The organism is Lactobacillus sp. X-49, from assembly GCF_057063645.1.
This window is the reverse complement of sequence record NZ_JBXSQM010000007.1, coordinates 1-23217: the sequence shown is the minus strand read 5'-3', so window position 1 is coordinate 23217 and position 23217 is coordinate 1. Positions and strand designations below refer to the sequence as shown.

General features: G+C 35.2%; 18 protein-coding genes. 17 read left to right on the top strand and 1 reads right to left on the bottom strand.

Annotation, left to right across the window (positions count from 1 at the left end):
- The first annotated feature begins 2 nt into the window (after positions 1 to 2).
- The 17 genes from ACYIAQ_RS04710 to ACYIAQ_RS04630 all read left to right on the top strand — a co-directional run bounded on the left by ACYIAQ_RS04710 (position 3) and on the right by ACYIAQ_RS04630 (position 22581).
- Complete coding sequence (locus ACYIAQ_RS04710; protein WP_483562700.1) at positions 3 to 4310, top strand: PolC-type DNA polymerase III; 4308 nt, start codon at positions 3 to 5, stop codon at positions 4308 to 4310.
- 104 nt (positions 4311 to 4414) lie between these two features.
- On the top strand, positions 4415 to 4888 hold the full coding sequence (rimP, locus tag ACYIAQ_RS04705) for a ribosome maturation factor RimP (protein WP_122018387.1): 474 nt from the start codon (positions 4415 to 4417) through the stop codon (positions 4886 to 4888).
- 18 nt (positions 4889 to 4906) lie between these two features.
- On the top strand, positions 4907 to 6088 hold the full coding sequence (gene nusA, locus ACYIAQ_RS04700; RefSeq protein ID WP_483562699.1) for a transcription termination factor NusA: 1182 nt from the start codon (positions 4907 to 4909) through the stop codon (positions 6086 to 6088).
- A 20-nt stretch (positions 6089 to 6108) separates the two neighbouring features.
- Complete coding sequence (gene rnpM, locus ACYIAQ_RS04695; protein WP_122018385.1) at positions 6109 to 6405, top strand: RNase P modulator RnpM; 297 nt, start codon at positions 6109 to 6111, stop codon at positions 6403 to 6405.
- A 2-nt stretch (positions 6406 to 6407) separates the two neighbouring features.
- Complete coding sequence (locus tag ACYIAQ_RS04690) at positions 6408 to 6719, top strand: L7Ae/L30e/S12e/Gadd45 family ribosomal protein (protein WP_122018384.1); 312 nt, start codon at positions 6408 to 6410, stop codon at positions 6717 to 6719.
- 4 nt (positions 6720 to 6723) lie between these two features.
- Positions 6724 to 9357 (top strand): translation initiation factor IF-2, encoded by a 2634-nt coding sequence (gene infB, locus ACYIAQ_RS04685; protein ID WP_122018383.1) that lies wholly within the window; start codon positions 6724 to 6726, stop codon positions 9355 to 9357.
- An 18-nt stretch (positions 9358 to 9375) separates the two neighbouring features.
- Positions 9376 to 9738 carry a ribosome-binding factor A gene (locus ACYIAQ_RS04680; RefSeq protein WP_483562698.1) on the top strand — a complete coding sequence of 121 codons (363 nt, stop codon included), beginning with the start codon at positions 9376 to 9378 and terminating at the stop codon, positions 9736 to 9738.
- Between the two features lie 39 nt (positions 9739 to 9777).
- Complete coding sequence (truB, locus tag ACYIAQ_RS04675) at positions 9778 to 10671, top strand: tRNA pseudouridine(55) synthase TruB (RefSeq protein ID WP_483562697.1); 894 nt, start codon at positions 9778 to 9780, stop codon at positions 10669 to 10671.
- 19 nt (positions 10672 to 10690) lie between these two features.
- Positions 10691 to 11626, top strand: coding sequence for a riboflavin biosynthesis protein RibF (gene ribF / locus ACYIAQ_RS04670; protein ID WP_483562696.1), 936 nt, complete (start codon positions 10691 to 10693; stop codon positions 11624 to 11626).
- A 125-nt stretch (positions 11627 to 11751) separates the two neighbouring features.
- A complete protein-coding gene (hrcA, locus tag ACYIAQ_RS04665; protein ID WP_483562695.1) occupies positions 11752 to 12801 on the top strand; it encodes a heat-inducible transcriptional repressor HrcA in 1050 nt (349 codons plus the stop codon).
- Positions 12802 to 12812: 11 nt separating this feature from the next.
- A complete protein-coding gene (grpE, locus tag ACYIAQ_RS04660) occupies positions 12813 to 13391 on the top strand; it encodes a nucleotide exchange factor GrpE (protein WP_122018378.1) in 579 nt (192 codons plus the stop codon).
- A 19-nt stretch (positions 13392 to 13410) separates the two neighbouring features.
- Positions 13411 to 15252, top strand: coding sequence for a molecular chaperone DnaK (gene dnaK, locus ACYIAQ_RS04655; RefSeq protein ID WP_483562694.1), 1842 nt, complete (start codon positions 13411 to 13413; stop codon positions 15250 to 15252).
- Positions 15253 to 15330: 78 nt separating this feature from the next.
- Positions 15331 to 16467: a molecular chaperone DnaJ gene (dnaJ, locus tag ACYIAQ_RS04650; RefSeq protein ID WP_483562693.1), complete on the top strand. Its 1137-nt coding sequence runs from the start codon at positions 15331 to 15333 to the stop codon at positions 16465 to 16467.
- 425 nt (positions 16468 to 16892) lie between these two features.
- Positions 16893 to 18731 (top strand): translation elongation factor 4, encoded by a 1839-nt coding sequence (gene lepA / locus ACYIAQ_RS04645; protein WP_483562692.1) that lies wholly within the window; start codon positions 16893 to 16895, stop codon positions 18729 to 18731.
- A gap of 119 nt (positions 18732 to 18850) precedes the next feature.
- Positions 18851 to 21127 carry a single-stranded-DNA-specific exonuclease RecJ gene (recJ, locus tag ACYIAQ_RS04640; RefSeq protein ID WP_483562742.1) on the top strand — a complete coding sequence of 759 codons (2277 nt, stop codon included), beginning with the start codon at positions 18851 to 18853 and terminating at the stop codon, positions 21125 to 21127.
- A gap of 99 nt (positions 21128 to 21226) precedes the next feature.
- Positions 21227 to 21754 (top strand): adenine phosphoribosyltransferase, encoded by a 528-nt coding sequence (locus tag ACYIAQ_RS04635; RefSeq protein ID WP_122018373.1) that lies wholly within the window; start codon positions 21227 to 21229, stop codon positions 21752 to 21754.
- A 308-nt stretch (positions 21755 to 22062) separates the two neighbouring features.
- A complete protein-coding gene (locus tag ACYIAQ_RS04630; protein ID WP_122018372.1) occupies positions 22063 to 22581 on the top strand; it encodes a GNAT family N-acetyltransferase in 519 nt (172 codons plus the stop codon).
- Between the two features lie 272 nt (positions 22582 to 22853).
- Here ACYIAQ_RS04630 and ACYIAQ_RS04625 read toward each other — a convergent pair.
- Positions 22854 to 23217 (bottom strand): transposase (locus ACYIAQ_RS04625; protein WP_483564031.1); only part of this gene is annotated, 364 nt, incomplete at its 5' end.

Below are 23217 nucleotides of genomic sequence, written 5' to 3'. Positions count from 1 at the left end.
TCGTGGCTACTAAAAACGAACTTTTCTTACGACTTTTAGAGCAAATCCATTTTCCAAATGAATTTGAGGATAATGAAGTTTTGCAAAAAGGCCAAATTACAGATGTAGACGTATATACTAAAGAACATAGGTGGGATATCCATGTTCTTTTTGCTACACCATTAAAATACGCGACTTACGATGCTTTAAATAATGCAATTACAGCAAGTTTTTCATCCTTTGTCAAAACACGGTTATTGATAAATTCTCAAGATGGTTCAGATGAATATTTGAAAGAGTATTGGAAACATGCGGTGCAAAATTCTCAAATTTTACAACCTGTTGCCCGAGAATTTATTTCAACTCATTTACCCAAAAAAGTAAATGGTCGCTGGATTATACCTGTTGATAATTTAGTAGTTGATGACTTAATTGACCAAAAGACACTTGATCAATTAGCAATGGAAATGCGTACGTTTGGCTTTTTTAATTTAAAATTTTTGACAGAAATTGATGAAGCAAACTCTCAAAATAATTTAGCTAGTTTGCAGCAACTACAAAAAGAACATGAGCATGATATGCAAAAAGCATACAATGCTGCAACACCAAAAGAACATTCTAACTCTCAAACTTATTCAACGAAAAAAACTCACTATGGAAATCATAAGCTTGATGAAAGTATTCCAATTACTAAAATCAAAAACGTAATTGATGGCAGTAGAAATGTTGTAATCGAAGGTAATATTTTTAATGTTGAAACGCGCGAACTAAAAAATGGTGCGGTGATTTTTTTGGGTGAAATTACCGATTATACGGACTCACTGGTGTTTAAAAAATTTATAGCTGATAAAGATCAATTGCAAAATATTGCTAATTTAAAAGTTGGAACTTGGGCAAAAATGCAAGGTTCTGCTTTAGAAGATCAGTGGAGTCACGATACTGTTTTTAATATTTCTAAATTTGAAATTATCGAACATATTGGTCGCCAAGAAAAATACGATGGTGAGCAAAAGCGAATTGAGTTACACCTACATACTAATATGAGTCAACTAGATGCGACTAATCCAGCAAGTAAATTTATTGCAGCTGCAAAAAAATTCGGGCAAAAGGCAATTGCAATTACCGATCATGGCGGGGTTCAAAGTTTTCCCGAAGCCTATAACGCTGGGAAAAAGAACGATATTAAGATAATTTATGGTCTTGAAGCAAATATGATCGATGATCATGCTTTACTTGTTCTTAATCCAGCTCCAATGAAATATCGAGACCGTGAATTTGTGATTTTTGATGTTGAAACAACGGGATTGTCGTCAGTGTACGATACAATCATTGAAATCGGTGCAGTCAAAATGAAAAATGGGGAAGTTATTGCTCGGTTTGATAAATTTATTAATCCCCATCACCCACTGAGTGAGCAAACAATTAACCTGACTTCGATTACTGATGAAATGGTGGGGTCCGCAGATGATGAAGCTGTTGTAATTAAACAATTTCAAGACTTTTATGGTGATCGACCATTATGTGGACATAATGTACAATTTGACTTAGGATTTGTAAATGCTGCGCTAAGGCGTGCATCATTAGATGAAATCACGCAACCTGTAGTAGATACTCTGGAAGTATCAAGACTTTTACATCCAGAGCAGGCTAGACATACTTTGGATTCTCTAGCTAAAAAGTATCGAGTTGTTTTAGAACATCATCATCGTGCAAATCAGGATGCTGAAGCAACCGGCTATTTGATGTTTAAATTATTAGATGCATTTAATGATAAATATCATGAAGATAATTTGGGAAAAATGAATAGTTATGCTGCACATGGTCAGATCTTTAAGCGAGCAAGACCCCAGCATATGACTGTTTTGGCTCAAACGCAGGCTGGACTTAAAAATTTGTATCGACTAGTTTCAATTGCAAATACTAAATATTTTTATCGCATTCCACGAACTCCAAAATCAGACTTAATTAAAAATCATAAAGGCTTACTATATGGATCTGGATGTTCAGAAGGCGAAGTTTTTACTGCAATGTTGCAAAAAGGATATAATGAGGCTCGTGAAAAAGCAAAATTTTATGATTTTCTTGAGATTCAGCCCCCAGCTAATTATTCGACATTGATTGAAGACCATTTAATTAGTGACAAAGCGGAGTTAGAAGAGATTCTAACTAATATATATAAATTAGGTAAAGAGTTGGATAAACCGGTGGTGGCAACTGGTGATGCACATTATATTGAACCAAGAGATGCAATTTACCGAACAATTTTAATTTCGGCTCAAAGAGGCAATCCTAATCGTAATAAAAAACAACCTGATTTACATTTTTATACAACTCAAGAAATGCTTGAAGCATTTAGTTTTTTGGGTGAAGAGGTCGCAAAAGAGGTAGTAATTTCAAATCCTAATAAAATAGCTGAGTCTACTGAAGAAATTTCTCCAATTAAGGATGGATTATATCCACCGCACATTGATAATGCAGATGAAGAAATGAAACGGCTAACTTATGATAAAGCACATGAATTATATGGTAACCCGCTGCCTCAAATAGTACAAGATCGTTTAGATATGGAATTAAATTCGATTATTTCCAATGGTTATGCTGTTATTTATCTTATTTCACAACGATTGGTTGCTAAATCCAATAAAGACGGCTATTTGGTTGGTTCCCGTGGATCAGTTGGTTCTAGTCTAGTTGCTACGATGTCTGGTATTACTGAGGTTAATCCGCTAGCACCACATTATCGTTGCCCAAATTGCAAATACACCGAATTCTTTGAGAATGGTGAATATGGTTCGGGTTATGATTTACCAGATAAAAAATGTCCAAAATGCAATACTGAATTGGTAAAAGACGGACAAGATATTCCTTTTGCAACTTTTCTAGGCTTTCATGGTGATAAGGTGCCAGATATTGATTTGAACTTTTCTGGTGATTATCAACCGGTGGCACACAACTTTATTCGAGTTATGTTTGGTCCGACTAATTCATATCGGGCTGGGACTATTGCTACAGTTGCTGATAAAACAGCTTATGGCTATGCTAAACATTACGATGATGAAAAAGAATTAAGCTTGCGAAAAGCAGAATTAGATCGTCTGGCTACTGGTGTTAGTGGCGTTAAGCGAACAACCGGTCAACATCCAGCTGGAATTGTTGTAGTTCCAGATGACATGGATATTTATGATTTTACTCCTGTTCAATATCCTGCAGATGATGTAAATGCAGCTTGGAAAACCACTCATTTTGATTTTCATTCTATTCATGATAACATTTTAAAATTTGATATTCTTGGTCACGATGATCCAACGATGATCAGAATGTTGCAGGATTTGTCTGGGGTTGATCCATTAACTATTCCACCAGATGATCCTGGAGTTATGTCCTTGTTTTCTAGTCCTAAGATTTTAGGAGTAACTCCGGAGCAAATCCAATCAAAAACAGGAACTTTAGGCGTGCCAGAGTTTGGAACCAAATTTGTTCGTGGAATGCTTGAAGAAACAAAACCAACAACATTTTCAGAATTATTGCAAATTTCTGGATTATCCCACGGTACAGATGTATGGCTGGGCAATGCTGAAGAATTAATTAATAATGGCACGTGTAAATTAAAGAATGTAATTGGCTGTCGCGATAATATTATGATGGACTTAATTCACTGGGGTGTACAGCCTGAAGTTGCGTTCTCAACGATGGAGTCAGTTCGTCATGGGCGTGGAATTAGTGATGATGACATGGCTATTTTACAAAAAAATGAAAAAATTCCTAATTGGTACATTCCTTCTTGTTTGAAGATTAAGTACATGTTCCCCAAAGCTCATGCTACTGCTTATATCTTAATGGCTTTGAGAATTGCATGGTTTAAGGTATATTATCCTGAAATATACTATGCCGCTTATTTTTCAGTTCGTGCAAATTTATTTGACTTAGTTGCAATGAGTCATGGGAAAAACACTGTAAAAAAAGCAATGAGTGATATTCAAGAAAAGGGCAATGATGCATCGGCGAAAGATAAGAGCTTGTTAACTGTTTTGGAAATTGCTAATGAATGTCTTGAACGCGGAATTAATATCAAAATGGTTGATCTTAATCAATCAGAAGCAACGAATTTTAAAATTATTGATCAACATACAATTTTGGCACCATTTAATGCAGTTCCAGGACTCGGTATTAATGCAGCAAAGCAAATTGTTGCCGCTCGCGCTGAACAAGAGTTTTTATCAAAGGAAGATTTGGCAAACAGGGGTAGAGTTTCTCAATCAATAATGAATTATTTAGAGGATAATGAGGTGTTAGCTGATTTACCAGATCAAAATCAACTCTCGCTCTTTTAATTTTTTGCAGTATTAATATAAATGTGGTATACTTCATATAGAAGTTCGAATAATGATTCGGAGTGAGCTATCTAGCTCACTCTTTTTATTACGGAGGAAAGTACTTGGCGAAAGTTAAAGAATCTGTTCTCGCAGAAATTAAGCCAATCATTGCGTCGTGTAATGATGAATTAGTTGATTGTGAATACGTAAAAGAAAAAGGTCAAAATTATTTAAGGATATACGTTGATCGTGAAAATGGTATTGATATAAATGAAATTGCTAATTTAAGCGAGTTAATATCTGTAAAACTAGATAAAATTGAACCTGATCCATTTCCAGAGCCTTATGTTTTAGAACTATCTTCACCTGGAGTTGAACGTGAGATTAAAACAGCTAATGATTGGAAAAAGGCATTGAATAATTATATTCATGTTGCCCTTTATCAAAAAATAGCTGATAAAAAAGAATATGAAGGTACATTGAGGTCATATAGTGGTGACGAGATTGAATTGGAAATCAAGATAAAAACTAGGCGAAAACAGATTACTATTCCCCGTAAATTGATTGCAAGTATTAGGTTTGCAATTGAATTTTAGAAAGGCTGATTAAAACTTATGTCTAAAGAAATGCTGGAAGCGTTTGCTACTTTAGAAAAAACAAAGGGCATTAAACAAGATGTTATCGTTGAGGCAATCGAAGCAGCTCTTGTTGCTGCTTATAAAAAAAATTATAACCAAGCAACGAATGTAGTAGTTGAATTTGATGAGCGCAAAGGTGATTTTAAATTAATGACTGAAAAGGTTGTTGTTGAAGAGGTTCATGATGATCGATTAGAAATCAGTTTAAAGGATGCTTTGGCTATTAATAGAGCCTATGAATTAGGCGATACAATTAGATTTGAAGTGGCTCCGAAGAACTTTGGTCGTATTGCCGCTCAAACAGCTAAGCAGGTCATTATGCAACATTTACGTGAAGCTGAAAGAAACCAAATAATAGATGAATATTCACAATATGAAGATGAATTGATCACTGGAACCGTCGAAAGACGTGATAATAGATTCGTTTATGTTAAAATTGGAAATGTTGAAGCAGTGATGCCACGTAATGATCAAATGCCTAATGAAAGTTATAATCCGCAAGATCAAATTAGAGTGCTAGTAACTCACGTAGGTTCCGATTCTAAAGGTGCACAGATTACTGTTTCACGAACTGCTCCTGACATGGTTAAGCGACTATTTGAACAAGAAGTTCCTGAAATTTATGACGGTACAGTTGAAATAGTTTCAATTGCTCGTGAAGCTGGTGATAGAACTAAGATTGCTGTTAAAACAAACGATCCTAATATTGATCCGGTTGGTACTTGTGTAGGTCAGCGTGGTGCCCGAGTTCAAAATGTAGTAAATGAACTTGATGGTGAAAATATTGATGTTGTTAAATATGAAGAAGATCCATCAGATTTTATTGCTAATGCGCTTAATCCTGCAGAGGTTATTGCAGTACAATTTGGAGATGAAGAGGATGAAAAAAGTGCTTTAGTAATTGTACCTGATTATCAATTATCGCTAGCAATTGGTAAAAAGGGACAAAACGTTCGCTTGGCAGCACGTTTAACAGGCTATAAAATTGATATTAGACCTGAATCAGAAGTTGAATTTGTTGATGAAGCTAATGCTGAAGAGCCTGAAGTCACAGCTGCTGTTGAAGCAAATGAGTCTTCTGAAGAAAGTAACGATCTTAGTCAAACCAGTGAAGCTGCTGAGTCAACTTCTGATGAAGTTATTGATATTGAAGAATAATGGGTCAAGGAGGGGTTCTTTTGAAAAAAAGAAAAATTCCAATGCGAAAAGATCTGCTAACGAATACTATGAAGCCCAAAAAAGAGCTAGTTCGAATTGTAGTTGACAAGGATAAAAATGTGACCGTTGATCCGACAGGAAAAGAACCAGGTCGTGGAGCTTATGTTTCACTAGACCCGAGCAAAATTCAGTTTGCTAAAGATAAAGGCCTACTGGAACGCAGCTTAGGTGCAAAAATATCAGATTCATTCTATGAGGAATTATATTCTTATGTTGATCATCAAAAAGCAAGAAAAGAATTGTTTGGTGATAAATAACGTTGCAGAATAGACAAAAAGCATTAAATTTGTTGGGACTGGCTGAACGAGCTGGGAAACTAGTTACAGGACAAGAAATCGTTACTGTTGGACTTAAGGCAAAAAAAATTAAAATTGTTATTTTGGCTAGTGACATTCAACCAGATACCAGTGAAAAAGTAAGAAGAGTTGCTGGAAAAAATGAAATTAAAGTTATTTCCGACTTTACTAGTAATGAACTTTCACATGCTATCGGTAAGAAGCGTAAAGTATTAGGAATTACCGATGCTGGCTTTGGTAAAGCATTAGTTCAAAAGATTCATGAAGGAGTGTGATTGGATGACTAAGAAAAGAATTTACGAAATTGCAAAAGAGTTAGGCATCGATAATAAAGTTGTGGTCAATAAAGCTAAAGACCTAGGCTTTGATGTAAAAAATCATATGTCATCACTAGAAGATTCAGAAGTGGATCAGTTAAAGGGTAATTTGCGTAACCCCGCTCCCGCAAAAAAGGAAGATAAGTCAGTTAAAAAGATTAATAAAATCAAAATTTCTGTTACTTCAATTCGTAAAAACGAAAAAAAGCACGAAGAAGAAAAAAACAGTAGCAATCATCAAAATAGACGTCGTTCAAACAATCATAGGCGACAAAAAGAATCTAATGCAAAACTTGCCAACCACAGTCAAAAAACGGCAAAACCTGTGGCACAGGATTTGCTTAAACAACTAAAGCATAAACAAAGAGTAGAGGAAAATACGCTGAATCGTCAAAATGAAAAGGTTAGTAAAAATTTTGGTCAAGAAGTGACTAAGTCGACTTCTACAAGAGAAGAAGTAAAAAAAGAACCTAAAGAAAACAAAGAAGTAATTACTAAAAAAGAAATTTCAAAATCAAAAGTAACTGGTCCAAAAATTATTAAACCGTCACCTGCTAGAATGAAGCAAAATCATAATTCAGCAGTAGCAAACAAGGTTAAAATAGTTGAACCAAGTACTACTCAAGAGCCAGCAAAAGATGATAACAGACGTGGAAATGGACATACCCGCAATACTGGCAAACCAGGTCGCAAAGGTAGAAATCAATCATATGCTGGTGGCAATAATCATCCTAAACGCCAAGAAAGACGTAAAGCAAAGTCTAAAAAACGTCAAATAGAACAAATTCCTAAGAAGCAACCATCCCAAAGAAAGGAACGTCCGTTGCCAGAAACGTTGACTTATGAAGTTGGTATGAATGCTCAAGATTTAGGTAAAACTTTACACAGAGAACCAGCAGAAATTGTTAAGAAATTATTTATGCTTGGGATAATGACCAACCAAAATCAGTCGCTTGACAAAGATACAATTGAATTAATTGCAGCTGAGTATGGCATTAATGCTGAAGAAAAAATTCATGAGGATATTTCTGATATTGATAACTTGTATGAAAAACAGATGGCTGCTTCAAAAGAATCGAAGTTTCAAGTTAAGCGTCCGCCAGTTGTTACCATTATGGGACATGTTGATCATGGTAAGACTACATTGCTTGATCGATTGAGACATACTCATGTTTCAGCTCATGAAGCTGGAGGAATTACTCAAAAAATTGGTGCATATCAAGTAAGAATCGGTAAGGACTTAATTACATTCTTAGATACACCGGGACATGCGGCATTTTCAAATATGCGTGAACGCGGAGCAGAAATTACAGATATTGTTGTTTTAGTTGTTGCTGCTGATGACGGTGTAATGCCCCAAACAATTGAAGCTATTGATCATGCTAAGAGTGCCCATGTTCCAATTATTGTTGCAATTAACAAGATGGACGCTCCAGGTGCTAATCCGGAACATGTTATTGAACAGCTAATGCAGTATAACTTAATTCCGGAAGATTATGGCGGGGACACAATTTTTGTTAAAATATCGGCTAAAACAGGTGAAAATGTTGATGAGCTTTTGCAAATGATTCTCCTTCAAGCTGATGTGATGGAATTAAAAGCTGATTCAAAGCAAAAAGCTATTGGTACTGTAATTGAGGCTCGGTTATCACGTGGTCGTGGACCAGTTGCTGATATCTTAATACAACAAGGTACGTTGCACACAGGTGACCCAATTGTTGTTGGTAATCGCTTTGGTCGTGTTCGTGTGATGACTAATGATCGTGGTCGACAAGTTGAAAAAGCAACGCCTTCAATGCCTGTTGAAATAACTGGTTTAAATGATGTTCCTGAATCTGCTGATAAAATTGTTGTCTTTGATGATGAAAAAACTGCTAGAAGTGTTGGAGAGCAAAGGGCACAACAGGCTTTGCAGCAATCTCGTGAAAATACTCAACATGTTACGTTGGACAATCTTTTCGATACAATGAAAAAAGAAAACATGAAAGAAGTTGGTGTCGTTTTAAAGGCCGATGTTCAGGGATCAGCTGAGGCATTACAGCAATCACTTGAAAAAATTGAAGTTGAAGGTGTACGCGTAAATATTATTCACTCTGGTGTTGGTGCTGTTAATGAATCTGATGTTGCACTGGCAGCGGCTTCCAATGCCTTTATCCTTGGGTTTAATGTAAGGCCAACTGCAACAGCTAAATCACAAGCGGAATCCGATGCTGGAGTTGATATTCGACTATACAGTGTTATCTATAAAGCAATTGACGATGTTAAAGCAGCCATGCAAGGAATGTTGGAGCCAACTTACGAAGATAAAGTTGTCGGAAATCTGACCGTTCGTGAAATTTGGAAAGTGTCTAAAGTTGGGACTATCGCAGGAGCATTTGTTGATTCTGGCTATGTTTCTCGAGATTCTGAAGTAAACTTAATTCGCAATGGTGTTGTAATCTATACTGGTAAAGTTGGTTCGCTAAAGAGATTTAAAGACGATGTTAAGGTTGTTAAGCAAGGGTTAGATTGTGGACTGACAATTGAAGGCTATAATGACATTAAAGTTGGCGATGAACTTGAAGCTGTTGAACAACAGGAAGTTAAGCCTAGTTAGTTAAAATTGGAGGCAAATATGAAACACAGAATAGGTCGCGTTGAAGGTGAAATCCTTCGTGAGTTAACTAAAATTTTGCGCAAAAACATACGTGATCCACGTGTTAAAGATGTAACCATAACCGCTGTAGAATGCAGCAATGATCTTTCATATGCAACTATTTTTTATAGTATACTCAGTGACAGTCCTCAAAAAGAAGAAGAGGCTGCTAACGGATTAGAAAAAGCCAAAGGCATGGCACGTCATCTTTTGGGCCAGGTTTTAACTGTCTATAAGGTTCCAGAGCTTATATTTAAGCGAGATAATTCAGTTAAATATGGTAGTAAAATTGATCGATTAATTGCCGAAGTAAAAAGACAAGAAGAAGATCGAAATAATTAAAAAAAGCGCTCTTTGGCGCTTTTTTAATAGGTAGGTAAGATGATAAACGGAATTTTAGTAATCGATAAAGATAAAGGAATGACTAGTGCAGATGTTGTTTATCAGTTGCGAAAAGCTTTACATATTAAAAAAATTGGTCACGCAGGGACGTTAGATCCCGATGTTACTGGTGTTTTACCTATTGCCCTAGGTCAAGCTACAAAGTTAATTGAGCTAATGCATACTAAAAATAAAGAATATTGTGGGACTGGTATTTTAGGTTTTTCGACTGATAGTTATGATCTTAGTGGTAAAGTTTTACAAGTTCAAAATTTGACAGAACAATTGTCAGCTGAAGATATTAGTAAGGCAATGCAACAATTTGTAGGAAAAATAGAGCAAGTGCCGCCAATTTATTCAGCGGTTCGAGTTAATGGACGACATTTATATGAATATGCTCGAGAAAATATTACAGTTGAGAGACCAAAAAGACTGGTCAATGTTTTTTCGTATAATTTAGTTGGTACGCCAACTTTTAATAAAGAAAAAGGGCAAGAGGAATTTAGCTTTCAAATTGAATGTAGTAAAGGTACGTATGTTCGTTCTCTTGTCAATGATTTATCCAATAAGTTGAATATCCCGGCCACAATGAAAAGTTTACGTCGTACTGCTAGCTCTGGCTTCGATATTAGCCAAGCGGTCAAGTTAGATGACATTGTTTGCAATCCATCCCACATTGGTGAATATATTCAACCGATTGAAACATTTTTTAAGGATTACCAACAACTAGATTTAACTGAAGATCAATGGAAAAAAGTTCAAAACGGTGCAGCAATTTCATTACAAACGAATGAAAAACAAGTTGCTTTACGTTACAATAAAAAGGTTAAAGCAATTTATCACGTGAAAGGACATCTTTATTGTCCCGAACTGATGCTTTTACAAAATAAATAGTTGAAATGAAGGTCTCAACGTGCAAATTATCCATTTAAATTATCCAATTACAGATAATATTGTTCAGGGTAAACTAATATTGGCTTTAGGCTTTTTTGATGGCGTTCATCGCGGACATCAACAACTTATCAAAATTGCAAAAAAAACTGCAATAAAAAAAGATCTGCCTCTAATGGTAATGACATTTGATAGACATCCTAAAGAAGTATATCAAAATGCTGGTGTAACGTATATTGACAACTTAGATGAAAAAGCATATAAAATGCAGAAACTTGGCGTAGATTACTTATTGGTAATGCATTTTAATAAGATGTTCAGTAGACTAACTGCACAGGAATTTGTTGACAATATTATTGTCAAATTACATGCTGACACAATTGTTGCAGGTTTTGATTATACCTATGGTCCTAAAGATGTAGCTAATATGCAAAATTTACCACAGTTTGCTAAAGGCAGATTTGATATTATTAATGTTCCTGAACAATGCTATGATGGACAAAAAATAGGCTCAACAGAAATTAAAAAGGCAATTAGTGCGGGGAATATGACTTTAGCTAAGAAGTTATTAGGATTTCCATATGTAATGTCTGGTTATGTTGGTCATGGACTACGAAATGGACATAAGTTAGGCTATCCTACTGCTAACTTAGTTTGGGATACAAATAAAGTGATTCCTAAGATAGGAGTCTATGCTACTAAAACAAAAATTAATGGCAAGTGGTACAATTCAATGACCAGTGTCGGTTATAATGCTACAATCAATGACGATTCAAAAATTTATATTGAATCAAACTTGTTTGGTTTCAATCAAGATGCCTATGATCAAAAAATGATTATAAAATGGTATAAGTATACAAGAGGAGAAATTAAATTTAGCAATTTAACCGATTTGAAAAAGCAAATGGTTCAGGATGAGGCAGAAATAAAAGCATATTTTTCTAATATAAATAAATAGACTAATCTATTTATACAAATTTGTTCAAAAAAATTAGCACTCAACTTGACAATCTGCTAAAACCTAGTATCATAATAATTGTTAGCACCTTTGAAGTGTGAGTGCTAAAAGTGAGGGCGATATTTATGTTGACCGAACGTCAAGAACTAATTTTAAAAACTATTATAAATGATTTTACGCAAACGCATGATCCTGTAGGCTCTAAAACTGTTATGAATCAGTTACCAATTAAAGTTTCTAGCGCAACAATTCGAAATGAAATGGCTCTATTAGAAGAGCGAGGATTGATTGAAAAGACCCATCTGTCTAGTGGACGTGTACCATCAACTGATGGATATCGTTATTATTTGGACAATTTAGTTGAGCCTCTTCAAATTCCATCTTCTGTTTATAAAAAAATTATTAATCAGTTTAGTCAACCGTTTCATCAAGTTAATGAAATTGTGCAAGAAGCCGCTAAAATTTTGTCTGATTTAACAAATTATACAGCTTTTGCGGAGGGTCCTGAAAGTAGTACATTGACTATTACCGGTTTTCGAATAGTTCCCTTGTTCAGTTGTCAGATCATGGCTATTTTAGTAACTAGTGATGGTAACGTTCATAATCAAGTTTATCAATTGCCATCTAATGTAAATGGCGATGAAGTAGAAAAAGCTGTTCGAATGATAAACGATGAACTTGTTGGTAAAACATTGGGTGATGTATCACCAACCATATTAAGTCATGTACTAAATAAGAAATTTAACAGTAGTCATATCGATGGTTTGATTGAACTAGTGGAAGATGTTATTAATGAAGCAGCTAGTGAGCAAATGTATGTCGATGGTCAAATCAATCTGCTCAATAATACATCTCTAAATGATGTAACCAGCTTACGAACGCTTTATGACTTAATTGATCATGAAGATCTAATTTCACACTGGATGAGTCAAGGAACAATTACGAATAATAATCATTCTCCCATTCAAGTCAGTCTAGGTTCAGAATTATCTAATGATTTGCTAAAAGATTATAGTTTGTTAACAGCAGAATATAGCGTGGGGCCTCATGGTAAAGGTGTAATTGCTTTACTTGGCCCCAATAATATGCCATATTCGCAAATAATTAGTTTATTAGAATATTTCAGGAATGAATTAGCTAAAAAAATGCTTGAGTATTATGGTCGATTTAAATAAAGGAGGTTAACGTGAGTAAAGAAAAATTTACTAGCGAACAGGATTTGGATAAGGCTCAATCACAAACAACTAAAGCAACTGATAGTGATACTAACAAAATTAATAAAAAGAAGTCAAAATCTATAGAAAATAAAGAAGTGGCTGAATTAACTAAGTTGCGCGAAGAAAATAAAGATTTAGAAGATAAATTTTTACGTAGCCAAGCTGAAATGCAAAATATGCAAAATCGGTATAATAACGAGCGGGCACAGTTGATTAAGTATGAATCACAATCATTAGCTAAAGACGTTTTACCTGCAATGGATAATTTAGAGCGGGCTTTAGCAACTAAAGTTGACGATGAAGCTTCTAAGCAATTAAAAAAGGGTGTTGAAATGACCCTTGATTCGCTTGTAAAAGCCATGAAAGATCATGGAATTAGCGAAATTGATGCTGAAGGTGTGGAATTTGATCCAACTTTGCATCAAGCGGTTCAAACCGTTGATGCTGAAAGTGATGATCAAAAAAATCATGTTGTGCAAGTTTTACAAAAAGGATATTTATATAAAGATCGTACATTAAGACCAGCAATGGTTGTTGTCGCACAATAATTGGAAGGAAGTTAAAAAAATGTCAAAAGTTATCGGTATTGATCTTGGAACTACTAACTCAGCTGTTGCAGTTCTTGAAGGTAAAGAACCAAAAATTATTACTAATCCAGAAGGTAATCGAACTACTCCATCTGTAGTTGCTTTTAAGGATGGTGAAATTCAAGTTGGTGAAGTAGCAAAAAGACAAGCAATCACTAACCCTAATACAATTTCTTCAATTAAACGCCACATGGGTGAAACGGATTATAAGGTAAAGATTGGTGATAAAGCATATACACCACAAGAAATTTCTGCGATGATCTTACAATACATTAAGAAATTCTCAGAAGATTACTTAGGTGAAAAGGTTACTGAAGCAGTTATTACGGTTCCTGCATACTTTAATGATGCACAGCGTCAAGCAACTAAAGATGCTGGTAAAATCGCTGGTTTAGATGTTAAACGAATTATTAATGAGCCAACCGCTTCATCACTTGCTTATGGTCTAGATAAAGATGCAGAAGACGAAAAAGTTTTGGTATATGACCTTGGTGGTGGTACCTTTGACGTTTCAGTTCTACAATTAGGTGATGGTGTGTTCCAAGTATTGTCAACTAATGGTGATACTCGTCTTGGTGGTGATGACTTTGATAATAAAATTATGGATTGGCTCATCAAGAACTTTAAGGATGAAAATGGTGTTGATTTATCAACAGACAAAATGGCTTTGCAGAGATTAAAAGATGCCGCAGAAAAGGCAAAGAAAGATCTTTCTGGTGTCTCTTCAACACATATCTCACTTCCATTCATTTCTGCTGGTGAGGCAGGACCTTTGCACCTTGAAGCTGATTTGACTCGAGCAAAGTTTGATGAGTTAACTGCTGATCTTGTTGATAGAACCAAAGTACCATTTGACAATGCTCTAAAAGATGCTGATTTGACGGTTAATGATATTGATAAAGTGATCTTGAACGGTGGTTCAACTCGGATTCCTGCTGTTCAAGAAGCAGTTAAGAAATGGTCTGGTAAAGAGCCTGACCACTCAATTAACCCTGATGAAGCTGTTGCTTTGGGTGCTGCAATTCAAGGTGGTGTTATTTCTGGTGATGTTAAGGATGTTGTTTTACTTGACGTTACGCCGCTTTCACTAGGAATCGAAACTATGGGAGGCGTTTTCACTAAATTAATTGAAAAGAACACGACTATTCCAACTTCAAAGAGTCAAATTTTTTCGACAGCTGCTGATAATCAACCAGCGGTTGATGTTCATGTGTTACAGGGTGAACGACCAATGGCAGCAGATGACAAGACTTTAGGTAGATTCGAATTAACTGACATTCCGGCTGCACCACGTGGCGTTCCTCAAATTCAAGTTACTTTTGATATTGATAAGAATGGTATCGTAAACGTTTCTGCAAAAGATATGGGTACTGGCAAGGAACAAAAGATTACTATTAAGAGTTCATCTGGTTTGTCTGATGAAGAAATTCAAAAGATGCAAAAAGAGGCCGAAGAACACGCTGAAGAAGATAAGAAGAAGAAAGAAGAAGTTGACCTACGCAATGAAGTTGATCAATTAATCTTCTCAACTGAAAAGACTTTAGGTGAAGTTAAAGACAAGGTATCTGAAGATGATACTAAGAAGGTTCAAGACGCACTTGATGCACTGAAGAAAGCTCAAAAAGATAATAATTTAGATGATATGAAAGCTAAAAAAGATGAATTATCTAAGGTTGCTCAAGACTTAGCAGTTAAATTATATCAAGCTAACGGTGGAGCTCAAGGACAAACTGGACCACAAGATCCTGGTGCACAAGGCGGTAATCCAAGTGATGGTTCTGCTAGTGACGGAGAATTCCATAAGGTAGACCCAGATAAGTAAAGGGTTTATAATTAAATAAATTAGAAAAGAACTGCCACGAAGTAGTTCTTTTCTTTTGGAAAGTAAGGAGCTTTGTAGATGGCACAAGAAGACTATTATAATGTGCTAGGCGTTAATCGAAATGCCAGTGATAAAGAAATTAACTCTGCTTATCGTAAATTAGCTAAGAAATATCACCCTGATATTAATCATGAGCCGGGTGCTGAAGAAAAATACAAAAAAATAAATGAAGCATATGAAGTTTTACATGATCAACAAAAACGTGCACAATATGATCAATTCGGCTCAGCAGGAGTAAATAATGGCCAAAGTGGATTTGGAGGTGGCCAAGGTTATGGTGACTTTGGAGGCTTCGGCGATTTTGGAGATATTTTCAACGATTTCTTTGGTGGTGGTACTGGCCAAAGGCGTGCCGATCCGACAGCACCTACACGAGGAGAAGATCTAGATTATACTCTAACGATTGATTTTATGGATGCAATTACGGGTAAAAAAACGCAAGTATCATATACTCGAAGCGAGACCTGTTCAACTTGTAATGGCAGTGGTGCAGAAAAGGGCACACATCCTATCACCTGTGATAAGTGTAACGGTACAGGATATATGACAATAACTCAAAAGTCAATGCTTGGGGTTATTCGGCGACAAACTACTTGTGATAAGTGTAATGGTCGTGGGACAATTATTCAGCATCCCTGCCAGACATGTCATGGTAAAGGTGTAATTGATAGTAAAAATACGATTGAAGTTAATATTCCAGCCGGAATTGATAATGGTCAACAACTTCGCTATGAGGGTCAAGGTGAAGCCGGCAAGAATGGTGGTGCTTATGGTGACTTATATATTAGCTATCGCATAAAACCATCTAAGGAATTTAAACGAGAAGGCACAACTATTTATACTACAGTTCCGATTTCATTTGCTCAAGCGACCCTTGGAGATGAAATCAATGTAAAAACTGTTCACGGTGACAAAAAGCTCAAGATTCCTGCGGGAACGCAACCTAATAAGAAGTTTACAATTCGCGATGAAGGTGTTCCGTATCTTCGTGGTAACGGTAATGGTGATCAAGTTACAACTGTTGAAGTTCAGATTCCAAAGTCAATCAACGAAAAGCAAAAACAGGCTTTAGTTGACTTTGTTAAAGCTGGTGGCGGTTCGATCAACCCACAAGAAAAGGGCTTTTTTGAGAGATTAAAAGATAAGTTACAATAAAAAAATGTAATTCTTTTTAAACATTTTAGGGAGTAGATAAAAGTATGTTCATACTTTTATCTACTTTTTCTTTTACTACTAGACTTGGTTCTTCAAGTTTGATTTTGAGGTTGATTGGTGTCGGCAATTGATGAAACTGGATAAAGGACTTAATAAAAAGACATGTACAATTATTTTTATAACCTACAAATTTAATGATGATATAGTTGATTTGTTTAAAAATCAGTTAAAAAAGTATTTAGGCTACTAATATTACAATTAATACACTCGATTTTGTTTTTTTATTGTTAAATTGTTTTATTGATATGACAGCTAGTTTATTAATTTAAAGCCTTTAAATAAAATAATGTTTTGCCTAATTGGTTTTATACCGATTAGTAAATTTGCTATAATAGTTAAGATAGAAAAAAGGATGCAAATAATTTATGGACATTAAAAAATTACAAGATTATCAAAATCATATTCGCAACTTTTCAATTGTGGCACACATTGACCACGGTAAATCAACGATTGCCGATCGAATTCTTGAATTAACTGATACCGTTTCTGAGCGTCAATTAAAAAATCAAATGCTTGATGACATGCCGCTTGAGCGGCAACGTGGAATCACTATCAAAATGAATTCGGTTGAAATCAAGTATCATGCAAAAGATGGTAAAAATTACATTTTTCACTTAATCGACACCCCTGGACATGTTGATTTTTCTTATGAAGTATCACGGTCGCTTGCAGCGTGCGAAGGGGCTCTCTTAGTTGTTGATGCTTCACAGGGGGTTCAGGCACAGACACTGGCTAATACCTATTTGGCGATTGATGATGATTTAGAAATTTTACCCGTCATTAACAAAATAGACTTGCCATCAGCAAATCCAGAACAAGCAAAAGAAGAAATAACTGAAATGTTAGGACTTGATGCAACAGAAGCTGCTGAGGTTTCTGGCAAAACTGGTCAAGGAATCAGCGACTTATTAGAAAAGATTGTACAGGAAGTTCCCGCACCGACAGGTGATTTAGAGTCACCACTGAAAGCTTTGATTTTTGACTCAAAATACGATGACTATCGCGGTGTTGTTTTGTCCATTCGTGTTGAAGATGGTATGGTTAAACCTGGAGATCATATCAAGATTATGAATACAGAAAAGGAATATGAAGTTACTGAAGTAGGAGTTTCTAGCCCACATCCAGTTAAAAAAGATCTTTTAATTGCTGGTGATGTAGGCTATTTAACAGCGAATATTAAATCTGTTCGAGAAACTCGAGTTGGAGATACGATTACCTTGTCTGATCGACCTACTCAAGAACCACTTCCGGGCTACCGTCAGATTCCACCGATGGTTTATTCTGGTATGTATCCCGTTGACAATTCTAAATATGATGATTTAAAAGAAGCGCTTCAAAAACTGCAATTAAACGATGCAGCTTTGGAATTTCAGCCTGAAACTTCTACGGCATTAGGTTTTGGGTTTCGGTGTGGCTTTTTGGGCCTTTTGCATATGGATGTAGTTCAGGAACGTTTGGAACAAGAATTTGATCTTGATTTAATTATGACTGCCCCATCGGTAGACTATCATGCTATTATGAATGATAATTCAACTAAGATAATAGATAATCCTTCTGACTTGCCTTCGGCGGGTGAATACAAAGAAGTACAGGAACCGTTTGTCAAGGCTGAGGTTATGGTGCCCAATGATTTTGTGGGTCCAGTGATGGAATTGTGTCAACGTAAGCGGGGAGAATTCGTCACTATGGATTATTTAGATAAGTACCGTGTAAATGTTATCTATAACATGCCATTAGCTGAAATTATTTATGACTTTTTTGACGATCTGAAATCTTCAACAAAGGGTTATGCTTCACTTGATTATGAGATTACGGGTTATCGAGCAACTGACTTAGTAAAGATTGATATCTTGCTAAATAAACAAGTTGTTGATGCGTTAAGTTTTATTGCTCACCGTGATGAAGCTCAAAACCGAGCTCGTCAAATGACATCAATGCTGAAAAAGCTGATTCCGCGGCAAAACTTTGAAGTCGATATTCAAGGAGCAATTGGGGCAAAAATTATTTCTCGTGCAACTGTTAAACCATATAGAAAAGACGTTACATGGAAAATTCACACGGGTGATCCTGATCGGCGTGCTAAGCTGCTTGAAAAACAAAAACGAGGTAAAAAGCGAATGAAGGCTGTTGGTCATGTGGAAGTTCCTCAAGATGCTTTTATGGCTGTCTTAAAAATGAATGACGATGATTTATCTTCGAAATAATTATTAATTCCAGAGATGCATTTATTGGTTTCCTATAATTGAGGTTAATTTTGAGTGCAGCTTTGGAATTTTTCTTAGAAATTAATCTAATGATAGAAAAAGGCGTAGTTAAATAAATGATAGAATGGAAAGAACGTTATAAAGAAACGTTAGATCCTGAATTAATTGAACAGTTTCAATTGTCTCCTGTTTCGGCAAGTTTATTGGCCTCGCGACATATAAATACGGCTGAAAAATTAGATTTTTGGCTAAATTCCACTGAAGATAGCCTAGCTGACCCCAAATTAATGCATGATCTTGTTAAAGCTGTCGAACGGATAAACCAAGCGGTTGACAATGGTGAAAAAGTTACGGTGTATGGTGATTATGATGCAGATGGGATTACTGCTACCACAATTATGGTGGAAACTTTAAGTATTCTTGGTGCCGATGTTCATTATTTTATCCCGGATCGCTTTAAAGATGGTTATGGCCCTAATCTTGAAATTTATAAGCAAATTATAGCCAATGGTACCAAGCTGATTATTACGGTCGATAATGGTGTAACTGGAGTTGAAGAAGTTAAGTTTGCCAAACAACAAGGCGTTGATACAATTATTACAGATCACCATAAAATGCAAGAAATTATTCCACAAAGTTATGCGCTGGTTCATTCTAATTATCCAGGACAAAAATATCCGTTCGATGATTATTGTGGAGCTGGCGTTGCCTACACAATTTGTCGCGAGCTTATGCAAGACCCGATGACTGAATTGCTTGATTTGGTGATGATTGGGACAATTGGAGATATGGTTAAAGTTTCTGGTGAAGGGCATGTAATTATTAAACGAGGTCTGGAAATTCTAAATCAAACTCAGCGACCGGGGTTATTAGCCTTAATCAAAAATGCCGGATTAAATATGGGACAAATTAATGAAACAGATATTGGTTTTAGTATTGCTCCACGTTTAAATGCAGTTGGAAGATTGGCTAATGCGGGACTAGCAGTTGAATTGCTTTTGTCAGAAGATGAAGAAACTGCTCAAAAATTAGCTGATGAAGTCGAACGATTAAATGATAAACGTAAAGTTTTGACAGAAAAAGTTTACCAGAATTGCTGTCACCAAATTAAAATCAAAAATTGGTATTTACAAAACACCTTGGTTATTTATAATCCTGAGTTTCATGAAGGCGTTTTAGGATTAGTTGCCAATAAAATTGCGGATAAATTTCATAAACCGACAATTATTTTAACTAAAAATGCTGCTGGTATTATTAAAGGTTCAGGTCGATCAGTTCCAGGATTTAATCTTTTTAACGCACTTGTACCTTTGAAAGGTAAGCTACTGACTAAGTTTGGTGGACACGATTTTGCTTGTGGTTTATCCCTTGAAGAAGATAAAATTGTGCCATTAAGACAAGCTTTTGAAGCTAGCTTTACGATTGCTAATACCGCGATTATCAAACAATATGACTTTGAATTACCTTTTAATCAACTTGATTTGAATATTTTATCAGAAATTAAACTTGTTGGACCCTTTGGAACTGACAATGATCAACCAATTTTCAAAATTACTTCGCCCCAAATTAAAAATTGTTTTTTTATGGGTAAAGAAAAAAATCATATTAATTTAACCATTGAAAAGAGTAACAAGAAACTTGAGGTTGTTGGATTTAATAAAAAATTTTTAACCAAATCACTTTTACCATATATTAGTGAACTATTTATACAACTGAAAGAAAACTGCTATCGTAAGCAAAAAAAGCTTCAAGGAATAATAGAGGGAATTGTTTTTGCTGCGCCCAAACTAGACATAGTTGAGCCGGTAATAGATTTACGGCGAGAAAAGCATGTAATGGGTTTTGCAGACCGGTATCTATTATTTGATGAAAGAAATCGATCGTTAGCAGCTAACGCATTTAACCTTGATCCTAACAAAATCATTTCAATTGGTGATTATGATGGTGAGAATGAAGTTGCTGTATTGCTTGATGCGCCTCATAGTCAAAAGGAGCTTGATGCTGCTTTAACAGCTAGGTATGAACAATTATATTTACGCTTTATTCTCGATCGGCTACCTGTAAAAAAGATACCAACTAAAACTTCTTTTGAAACGGTTCTAAAATATGTTTATTCACATCCTGGACTTTCTATTGAAGATTATCGACAAGTCGGTCCGTTCATTGGATTAGATTTTCAAAGTATATTATTTATTTTGCGTGTCTTTTTTGAACTTAATTTTGTTGAATTACTTTCAGGAAAACTTTTTGGAATAAAAAATCCTTCTAAACAGTCTCTGACAGCATCAAAATATTTAATTGCAACACAGTCACAAATTAACTTTGTACAACAATTGCGTCAAATGTCTAGTTCTAGACTGTTAATGTATGTAAAAAAAGAACTAAAGCAGCATTAAATAGGTGCTTTTGATGCTTTTCAGTAAAAAGTTTGTTAGAATAGGTAAGTCAAAGAAGCTTTAGCAAGCAATTAAAGTTTTGGAGGTTTTATTCTTCTTATGGCAAACGTTTTTGAAAAGCATATCGCTAGTGTTAAAGATTTTCCTAATCAGGGAATCATGTTTCGGGATATTACACCCATTTTGCAAGATGGAGAATTATTTCAAATAGCAACACATAAATTGGCTGAATATGCTAAGAGTCGGAAGGCAGATGTCATTGTTGGTCCCGAAGCACGTGGATTTATCGTTGGCTGCCCAGTTGCAACTGAATTAGGACTAGGTTTTGTCCCCGCGAGAAAACCTCATAAGCTTCCTCGCGAAGTTGAACGTGCTTCATATGATCTTGAATATGGATCAAATAGTTTGGAAATGCATAAAGATGCGTTAAAACCGGGGCAAAGAGTTGTTATTTGTGACGATTTGCTAGCTACTGCTGGAACACTACGTGCATGTAAACAATTAGTTGAAGAGTTAGGTGCTCAATTGGTTGGTGCGGCATTTTATATTGAATTGCCTGATTTGAAAGGTAAAGAAAAGCTTCCGGGATTGGACGTATTTTCTCTTGTTCAGTATCATGGAGCATAATAACAATTGTTAAATTCTTTCAATTATTGTTAGTCGAGTTTAATAATTATTTTGGCACAAAGCTATTTAGATAGTTTTGTGCTTTTTACTTCTTTAATTGATAATGGAAGGCTTAAAGGAGTTTCATTAAAAATAATGATTTTTGTCAATGAATTTTATTTTACCAAACTACAGTTTAACTTATTCAGTAAAATTTGTGCTGAAAGTTAGTCTTAGTAAATTTTCTCGTAAGTAGAAGGCAAATTTTTTTACAAGCACTGGTCGAGTATATATAATAATACGGTATCTCAAAAAAGGAGAAAGGTTTTATGCAATTAAGAAAAGCAACGATGGCCGACTTTGACCAAATTATTACCATTTTAAAGGATGGGGCAAATCAATTGGCTGAACGAGGAGTTAACCAATGGCAAGGTGATTATCCTTCGACAGAACAGATTAAAGAGGATATTAAAAACGGCTCAGCTTATTTAGCTTCATCAGCTGATCATGAAACTGTTGGAGCAATTTCGATTGTAAATGCACCCGATCATGCTTATGATAATTTAAATGGAAATTGGCTATGCGATACTGATAAGTATGTCGTCATTCATCGTGTGGCCATTCATTCGAATTATGCTGGTAAGGGATATGCAACAGAGCTTCTAAAATCTGTAATTAATTTTATTAAAGATCATGGTAATAATATTGATTCTATCCGAATTGATACCCATGAAGATAATAAAGCTATGCAACACTTAATTGACAAAATGGGGTTCACAAAGGTTGGTACTTTACATGGTGTATACAGACCAGATGAAATTTCTTACGTTTATGAATTAAAAAAATAAGATTAAAATGACCAATTTTTACTTAAACTTTCTTGAATAATTTTTCTATTTCGTTTTGCTAGATTAATAGAAAAATGTTTTTACTTTAAAAAATGTAAGAAAGAATATAATTGTCTTACGAGTTTACAATAACCGTATTTGATGATAAATCGAATGCGGTTATTTATATACAATGTGAATAAACAGATATATTTTTGTGATTTGAGAAAATATTAAAAAACACCCAAGATACGCATTTAGCTGAAGCTAACCCCTAAAACTGGACGTTAGTTTTATATCATTTTACTTAAGGCTTGATTCCGATATTGAATCGGAGTTAAGCCTTTTAGTTTGTGCCGAATTCTATCTTCATTGTAATAACTTATCCATTCTTTCATCGCCTTAACCAATTGTTTCTTAGTATCAAAGTGATGTGTAAAATAATTCATTTCAACTTTCATAATGTGAAAGAAACTTTCCATAGCTGCATTATCATGACATGTAGCTCTTCGTGACATGCTTTGAAATACTTTATGTTTTCGTAAAGCATGTCGATATGGATTAGATTGATATTGAATTCCTTGATCACTATGGATTGTCATTCGATAATTTAATAGCTTTGGTCTTGCAGTAAACACTCCCTCTAATCCTTCTAGA